Here is a 7,389-nt window from a genome sequence, read left to right as displayed (position 1 = left end):
GCGGTAGCCGACGGCAGCGAGGGCTTCGAGCACGGGCGGGAAGTCGATCTCCCCGTCGCCGAAGGGCAGGTGCTCGTGGACACCGCGGCGCATGTCCTCGATCTGGACGTGCCGCAGCCAGGGCGCGGCCTCGCGTACGCAGTCGGCGGGCGGGCGCGGTTCGAGGCACTGGCAGTGGCCGATGTCGAGGGTGAGTCCGAGGGCGTCCGGGCTCCCGAGGACGGTGCGCAGGCGGTGGAAGTCGTCGAGGGTGGCGAGGAGGTGACCGGGTTCGGGTTCGACGGCGAGGGGGACGCCGGCGGCGGTGGCCACGTCGAGGACGGGGGTGAGGGCTTCGGTGAGGCGTTTCCAGGCGGCGTCCCGGGCGACGGTCCCGTCCGGGTCCTGCGGGTCCTTCAGGTTCCGGGAGTCCTGCGAGTCCTCCAGGTCCTGCCGGGCCTTCGCCTCCTGTGCGCCGGCCGCGCCGCCGGGCGGCTTCTCCGGGAGGACGCCGCTGAAGCAGTGCACCGCGTGGGCGCCGAGTTCCTCCGCGATCCGGACGGCCCGGACGAGGAGGTCGACGCGCCGGGCCCGCCGGTCCGGGTCCGGGTCGAGGAGGGAGGGGCCGTGCTTGCGCCTCGGGTCGAGCACGTAGCGGGCGCCGGTCTCGATGGTCACGCCCAGGCCGAGTTCGCCCAGTCTGCGGGCGATCCGGCTCGTGCGGGCCGCGAGATCGGGGGCGAACGGGTCGAGGTGCATGTGGTCGAGGGTCAGTCCCACGCCGTCGTAGCCGAGGTCGGCGAGGAGGGAGAGGGCGTCGTCGAGGCGCAGGTCGGTCAGGCCGGGAAAGCGGGACCCCTCCCAAGAGGGGCCCCGCTCCACCTCAGCTCACGGCAGGATCCACTTCTGGTTGGCCGCCGTGTGGCACGTCCACAGGTGGACCGCCGTGCCGTCGTTCCAGGTGCCGCCGGACGCGTCGAGGCACTTGCCCGACTGCGGGTTGCGGACGGTGCCGTCGGACTGCGGGGCCCAGGTCTGGGCGCCGCTGCCGTTGCACGTCCACAGCTGGATCTTCGTGCCGTCCGCCGACCCTCCGTTGGAGACGTCCAGGCACTTGCCGAGCGCCCGCAGGGTGCCGTCGCCGGGGACCGTCCACTTCTGGGCGGCGCTGCTGTTGCACGTCCAGAGCTGGATCTTCGTGCCGTCGGCGGTCTGGGCGTTGTCGATGTCCAGGCACTTGCCGTTGACGCCCCTCACCTCACCCGTGCGGGGCCCGGGCTCCTGGCCGCCCCCGCGCTTGACCCGGATGTTGCGGAAGGACACGTCGTCCCCGTCCCCGTGGTTCTGCAGGCCGATGTACCCCTGCCGCAGGCTCCGTACGGGATCGGTGTTGGTGAAGTCGTTGATCTTCCGGCCGTTGAGGAAGATCTCCAACCGCTCGCCGGTGACCCGGAGTTCGTACGTGTTCCACTCGCCCGGCGGATTCAGCGCCGCGTCCCGCGCGGCGAGGTCGGCGGACTTGAAGCCGTACACGGACCCCGTCGTGCGGTCCGCCGAGTCGGTCGCGTCGATCTGGATCTCGTAGCCGTTGTCCACCGCGGACCACGGGTCGTCGGAGGCCGGGAAGCCGATGAAGACACCGGAGTTGTCGTCCCCGGCCATCCGCCAGTCGAGCTTCAGGGAGTAGTCCCCGGTCAGCTCCTGCGCGGAGTGCCAGAAGAGCCCCATCCCGCCCACCGAGGTCAGCGTGCCGTCCGCGAGGCTGAACTGCCCCGGCCCGGCCTGCTTCCAGCCGCTGGTGGACGAGCCGTTGAACAGCGACGTGTAGCCGGTCTCCGGGCGGCAGTCGGCGTCGGTCATCCCCGACGCCCAGCGGATGCCGCCGAGGAGGTGGCGCCGGAACGCGGCGTCGGCGTACGAGTCCTCGGTGTGCCCGCCGCCGGTGTAGAAGGACCGGCCGCCCTGGTAGTCCTTGCACCAGGCGATCGGGTGGTCGCCGGACATGTTCCCGCCGGAGTAGCTGGACTCGTCGAGCGAGGCCAGCACCCGGGCGGTGGTGCGCGGGTTGGTGCGGTAGTTGTACCACTCGTCGGTGCGCTGCCAGGTGGGACCGAGGTGCGCGGTGGCGTCGTGCGCCCGGTCCTCGACCTTCACGGTGGCGGACTGGATCGCCGGGTGCGAGTGGAACAGCGCGCCGGCCAGCCCCTCGTAGAAGGGCCAGTCGTACTCGGTGTCGGCGGCGGCGTGGATGCCGACGTACCCGCCGCCGCCCTTGACGTAGCTCTCGAAGGCCGTCTGCTGGGCGGCGTTCAGCACGTCGCCCGTCGTCGACAGGAAGACGACGCTCTTGTACTGGGCGAGGTTGCCGGTGGTGAAGGCCGCCGCGTCCTCGGTCGCGTCCACGGTGAAGTTGTTCGCGCTCCCGAGGCCGCGCAGGGCGGTGATGCCCTCGTCGATCGAGTCGTGGCGGAAGCCCGCCGTCTTCGAGAAGACGAGGATCTTGTACGCCGGGTCCGCGGCGGCCGACGGCCGTGCCTCCGCGGTGACGGACTGGCCGGTCGCGCCGGGCAGCGCCACGGCCTGCGGGGACAGGCAGAGCGCGGCACCGGCGAACAGGCCGAGGGCCGCTTTCAGGCTGGTGCGCACGGGGTTGCGCATGAGGTTACGCATGGTCGGTCTCCTCCCTCCTACGGCAGGGTCCACTTCTGGTTGGCGGCGGTGTGGCAGGTCCACAGGTGGACGGCGGTGCCGTCGTTCCAGGTGCCGCCGGACGCGTCGAGGCACTTGCCCGACTGCGGGTTGCGGACGGTGCCGTCGGACTGCGGGGCCCAGGTCTGGGCGCCGGAGCCGTTGCACGTCCACAGCTGGATCTTCGTGCCGTCCGCCGAGGCCCCGCCGGAGACGTCCAGGCACTTGCCGAGCGCCCGCAGGGTGCCGTCGCCGGGGACCGTCCACTTCTGGGCGGCGGACGCGTTGCAGGTCCAGATCTGCACCTTGGTGCCGTCGGCGGTCTGGGCGTTGTCGATGTCGAGGCACTTGCCGTTGACGCCCTTCACCTCACCGGAGCGCCCGCCGCCCCCGGAGGTGGCGAAGGAGAACTCGTCGAGGTCGAAGAGCGCGCCGCTGCCGCCCTTGAAGACCAGGTGGAGGGAGGTGGAGCCGCTGGGCTGGTTGCTCAGGCCGGCCGTCACGTCCTGGAAGGTCTCCCACCCGCCGGTCACGGGCACGGTCGCCGTACCCAGCAGGGTGCCGGTCGGCGATCCGGCACGGACCTCGATGGTGCCGCCCGCCCCCGCGGAGGAGACCCGGGCGGTGAACCGGGTCGTGTTGCCGAGGGCGTACGGGGAGAAGCTGATCCAGTCGCCGTTGTCGATGTTGCCGACGGTCTTGCCGCCGTGCGCGGGACCGTGCGAGACGACGTCGACGCCGGACGAGGCGCCGTAGTGCTCGCCCTGCCGGTGGGTGGGCTGGACGACGTGCTGGTCGTGCGCGGTCAGCGCGGGCTGCCCGGCGGCGCCCTTGTCGGTGTACTCGGCGTCGAGCACCCCGAAGATGTTGGCGTTGGGGTCGTGCTCGCCGTCCGCCAGGGTCTGCAGCGTGCCGGTGCACCCGGTGGTGGAGGTCTGCGGGTGGCCGTGGCTGTCGTGGCCCACGATGAAGGTGACCTTCACCTTGGTGCAGTCGATCGTGCCGTCCTCCGGGTCGGTCACCGTCACCTTGAAGGGGATCGCGTCACCGAAGTCGTGGATCGCCCCGTCGAGCGGCAGGTCCAGCCGCACGGTGGGTGCGGTGTTGCCCACCGTGATCTGCACGGAGGCCGTCGCGGTCTTGCCGGTGGCGTCCGTGACCTTGAGCGTGGCCGTGTACTGGCCGTTGCCCGTGTACGTGTGCGAGGGGTTGGCGGCGGTGGAGGTGGCGCCGTCGCCGAAGGCCCAGGAGTAGGTGAGGGAGCCGCCGTCGGGATCGGTGCTGCCGGCCGAGGAGAACGACACGGCCAGGGGCGCCTTGCCCGAGGTGACGTTCGCCTTCGCCTGCGCGGTCGGGGCGAGCCCGTCGGTGACGTGCTCGATGCGGTACAGCGCCGAGTTCTCGTCGCCGCTGAAGTAGCCGGTGCCGTAGTCGAGGACGTACAGCGCGCCGTCCGGGCCGAAGGCCATGTCCATCACCTGGGTGCCGCTCCAGGGGAAGGCGTTGATGGACTGCACGGTGCCGTCGCCGCCGGCCTCGACGCGCTTGATCCAGCGGCGCCCGAACTCACCCGCGAAGAAGTCCCCGTCGAACTCCTGCGGGAACTTCACCTCGGAGGTGGAGGCGGCGTCGTAGCGGTAGACCGGGCCGCCCATCGGCGACTCGGAGCCGTTGCCGAACTCCGGGACGGAACCGCCGTCGTAGGGGATCCAGGCCGGCTGGGCGGCGGGCAGGGTGGTCAGGCCGGTGTTGCGCGGCGAATTGTTCGTGGGAGCGGCGCAGTTGAAGGCCGAGCCGGAGGCGCCGGTGGCGAAGTTGTAGTCGATGTAGGCGTCGTTCCTGCCGGTGCAGTACGGCCAGCCGTAGTTGCCGGCCTTGGTGATCCGGTTGAACTCCACCTGCCCGCCCGGGCCGCGGGTGGGGCTGGCGGTGCCCGCGTCGGGGCCGTAGTCGCCGAGGTAGACGGTGCCGGTGGCCTTGTCGACGCTCATCCGGAAGGGGTTGCGGAAGCCCATCGCGTAGATCTCGGGACGCGTCTTCGCGGTGCCGGGCGCGAAGAGGTTGCCGCTCGGGATCGCGTACGAGCCGTCGGCGTTGACCTTGATCCGCAGGACCTTGCCGCGCAGGTCGTTGGTGTTGCCGGCGGAACGCTGGGCGTCGAACGCGGGGTTGCGGGTGGCGCGCTCGTCGATCGGGGTGTAGCTGTCCGAGGCGAACGGGTTGGTGTCGTCGCCGGTGGACAGGTACAGGTTCCCGGCCGCGTCGAAGTCGATGTCGCCGCCCACGTGGCAGCACAGACCGCGGGAGGCGGGCACGTCGAGGATCTTCTTCTCGCCAGCCAGGTCCAGGGTGCCGTCGGTCCTCAGGGTGAACCGGGAGAGCCGGTTGACCCCGTCGAAGGGCGTGAAGTCGGCGGCCGAGCCGTCCGCCGGGGCGTCACCGGCGGGGGTGCTGAGCTTGGGGGCGTAGTAGAGGTAGACGAACCGGTTGGAGGCGAAACCGGGGTCCACGGCGACGCCCTGCAGCCCTTCCTCGTCATGGCTGTAGACGTCGAGCCTGCCCGCGACGGAGGTCGTCCCCGCGGCGTTGGTGAGGCGGACCGTGCCGTCCCGGGCGGTGTGCAGGACCGACCGGTCCGGCAGCACGGCCAGGGTCATCGGCTCGCCCGTCTCGGCCACGCCCTTGGCGAGCGTGACCTGCTGGTACTCGACGGCGGCCGCCTTCCGCCCGCCCTCCGGTCCCGCCTGCGCTGCGGTGCCGGCGGCGGCCGGGGACAGGGGCAGCAGACAGCCGACGGCGCAGGCCAGGGCGGTCAGCAGGTAGTGGACACGTCTGTGTCCGAGCGGGTTCTTGCGCACAGAGCTCTCCCGTAAGTGGGGTGGGATGACGACAGCCCTCACCGGACTGTCGAGCGGTGCACAGGCGCGCGCCGTCGCGCCGTTCAGCCCGGTCACAGCCGCGCTGTGACCGGTTCATTTCAAGGAAGTTAGCGACCTTTGTAGAACTCCGTAACCCGCCGAGCGCAACTTCTCGATACTTTTTCCATACGCAGGACAAAGTGACGGCCGTGCGGCGTCCGTGGCCCTTCAGGGGCGCGGGGAACCACACGGCCGGCCACGACGCACCCGCAGGTCGTCATCCCACCCCGTGTACCCCGGAGGGCTACGCGGAGCGGACCGTCGCCGCGATCTCCGCGATCGCCTCCGGTCCCACCCGGCAGCACGCGTGCCACGCGCGCAGCCAGGCCTGCCCCCGCCACCGGGACACCCCACGCCGCTCGGCCCGTATCAGCCCACTCAGCGCGGTGAGGGCACCCAGGCCGCGCAGCCCCTGCGGCGCGCTCACCGGTGCTCCCCGGCGGGACCCTTCACGTCTCCCGGACCCGGATCTTCCGCGTCCCCGGCGGTCCGGAGTCGGCCGGCCAGGTCGACCAGGGCCGCGTACTGCTCGCCCAGGGCGGCCGGTCCGTCCCCCACCGGGTCCTTGAAGTAGAAGCCGAGTTCGGACAGCGGGCCGGACAGGCCGGCCTCGTGGGCGCGGGCCACCAGGCGGGCCAGGTCCAGGATCAGGGGGGCGGCCAGGGCGGAGTCGCAGCCCTGCCAGGTCGTCTGGAGGACCATCCGGGTGCCGAGGAAGCCGTCGAAGGCGATGTGGTCCCAGGCGGTCTTCCAGTCGCCGAGGGACGGTACGTCGTCGATGTGGGTCTCGCCCTCGGGGACCGTGCCGAGGGTGTCGGCGAGGGCGCGTTCCTTGCCGGCGTTCTTCGCCGCGGCGGCGGCCGGGTCGGCGAGGGCCGCGCCGTCGCCGCCGCCCAGCAGGTTGGTGCCGGACCAGGCGCGGACCGCGAGCGCGCGCTGCGCGAACATCGGGCCGAGGACCGAGCGCAGCAGGGTCTGGCCGGTCTTGCCGTCGCGGCCGGCGTACGGCAGCCCGGACGCGGTGGCCTGCGGTGCCAGACGCGGGTGGTGCAGGCCTGCGGAGGGGGTGAAGTTGACGTACGGGCAGCCCGCCCGCAGCGCGGCGGCCGCGTACAGGGAGCTGGCGGGGAGGGCGTCGCCCTCGGGGACGGGTTCCGTGGAGGCCACGTTCACCACCACGGCCCGGTCCAGGGCGCCGCGGCGGACGAAGTCGCGGATGTCGCGGGCGAGGTCCTCGACCAGTTCGTCCTCGCTGCGGGTGTCGCCGCGCAGCGGGCCGCCGATCCTGATCTCCCGCTCGGCGGCTTCCAGTTCGGCGCCCACGGCCGACGGCAGGTCGTGGGGCAGGACGCCGCCGGCGGCGAGGGCCTCGGCGCGTTTGGGCAGCGGGCAGTCGACCACGTCGTGGCCGCCGAAGACGAGCGAGGAGAGCGGGGGCAGGCCGGCGTCCTGGAAGACGCCGGTCTCGGTCACCATGCCGGTCGGCGGATGGAGCCCGGCAGTGACGGCCGCGCAGCCCGCGACGGCGGTGGTGGCGACGGAGCCCCTGGCTCCGATCAGCCACACCCCGACCCGAGAAGGGGAAACGGACGGTTCGGCGGACATGGGCGGCCTCCCTCTCATACGCGAACTCATGGGGGTGCTCATGCGTGCGTTCACGCGTGCGCTCACGCGTGGACCCATGCACGGACCGGAGGCGCGGTCGTACGCGTTCCGGGAACTGTGGGACCTGCGGGGAAGATGCGGGAAAACGCTGGAAGGACGGTGCCGGAGGGGAGGAGGGGACAAGACGGCGGGCGGGGGT

General features: G+C 72.1%; 5 protein-coding genes. All 5 read right to left on the bottom strand.

Annotation, left to right across the window (positions count from 1 at the left end; all coding sequences use genetic code 11):
• Window positions 1–861, bottom strand: an 861-nt coding sequence (locus tag FGF04_RS27225; protein WP_149514387.1) for a sugar phosphate isomerase/epimerase family protein, incomplete at its 3' end; no start/stop codon positions are given.
• Window positions 862–867: 6 nt separating this feature from the next.
• Window positions 868–2,649 (bottom strand): ThuA domain-containing protein, encoded by a 1,782-nt coding sequence (locus FGF04_RS27220; protein WP_408055671.1) that lies wholly within the window; start codon window positions 2,647–2,649, stop codon window positions 868–870.
• Between the two features lie 17 nt (window positions 2,650–2,666).
• Window positions 2,667–5,525, bottom strand: coding sequence for a PQQ-dependent sugar dehydrogenase (locus FGF04_RS27215; RefSeq protein WP_149513996.1), 2,859 nt, complete (start codon window positions 5,523–5,525; stop codon window positions 2,667–2,669).
• Between the two features lie 304 nt (window positions 5,526–5,829).
• Window positions 5,830–6,012 carry a hypothetical protein gene (locus tag FGF04_RS27210; protein WP_149513995.1) on the bottom strand — a complete coding sequence of 61 codons (183 nt, stop codon included), beginning with the start codon at window positions 6,010–6,012 and terminating at the stop codon, window positions 5,830–5,832.
• A complete protein-coding gene (locus FGF04_RS27205; RefSeq protein ID WP_149513994.1) occupies window positions 6,009–7,190 on the bottom strand; it encodes an inositol-3-phosphate synthase in 1,182 nt (393 codons plus the stop codon). The genes FGF04_RS27210 and FGF04_RS27205 overlap by 4 nt, the downstream gene beginning before the upstream one ends.
• Window positions 7,191–7,389 lie beyond the last annotated feature (199 nt).

The organism is Streptomyces apricus (genome assembly GCF_008369065.1).
GTDB classification, from domain to species: domain Bacteria; phylum Actinomycetota; class Actinomycetes; order Streptomycetales; family Streptomycetaceae; genus Streptomyces; species Streptomyces apricus.
This window is presented reverse-complemented; position numbering and strand designations above follow the sequence as displayed.

Excerpts from the sequence above, each read along its gene's own strand:
- FGF04_RS27220 (WP_408055671.1), bottom strand. The coding sequence starts at position 2,649 with ATGCGTAACCTCATGCGCAACCCCGTGCGCACCAGCCTGAAAGCGGCC.
- FGF04_RS27205 (WP_149513994.1), bottom strand. The coding sequence starts at position 7,190 with ATGTCCGCCGAACCGTCCGTTTCCCCTTCTCGGGTCGGGGTGTGGCTG.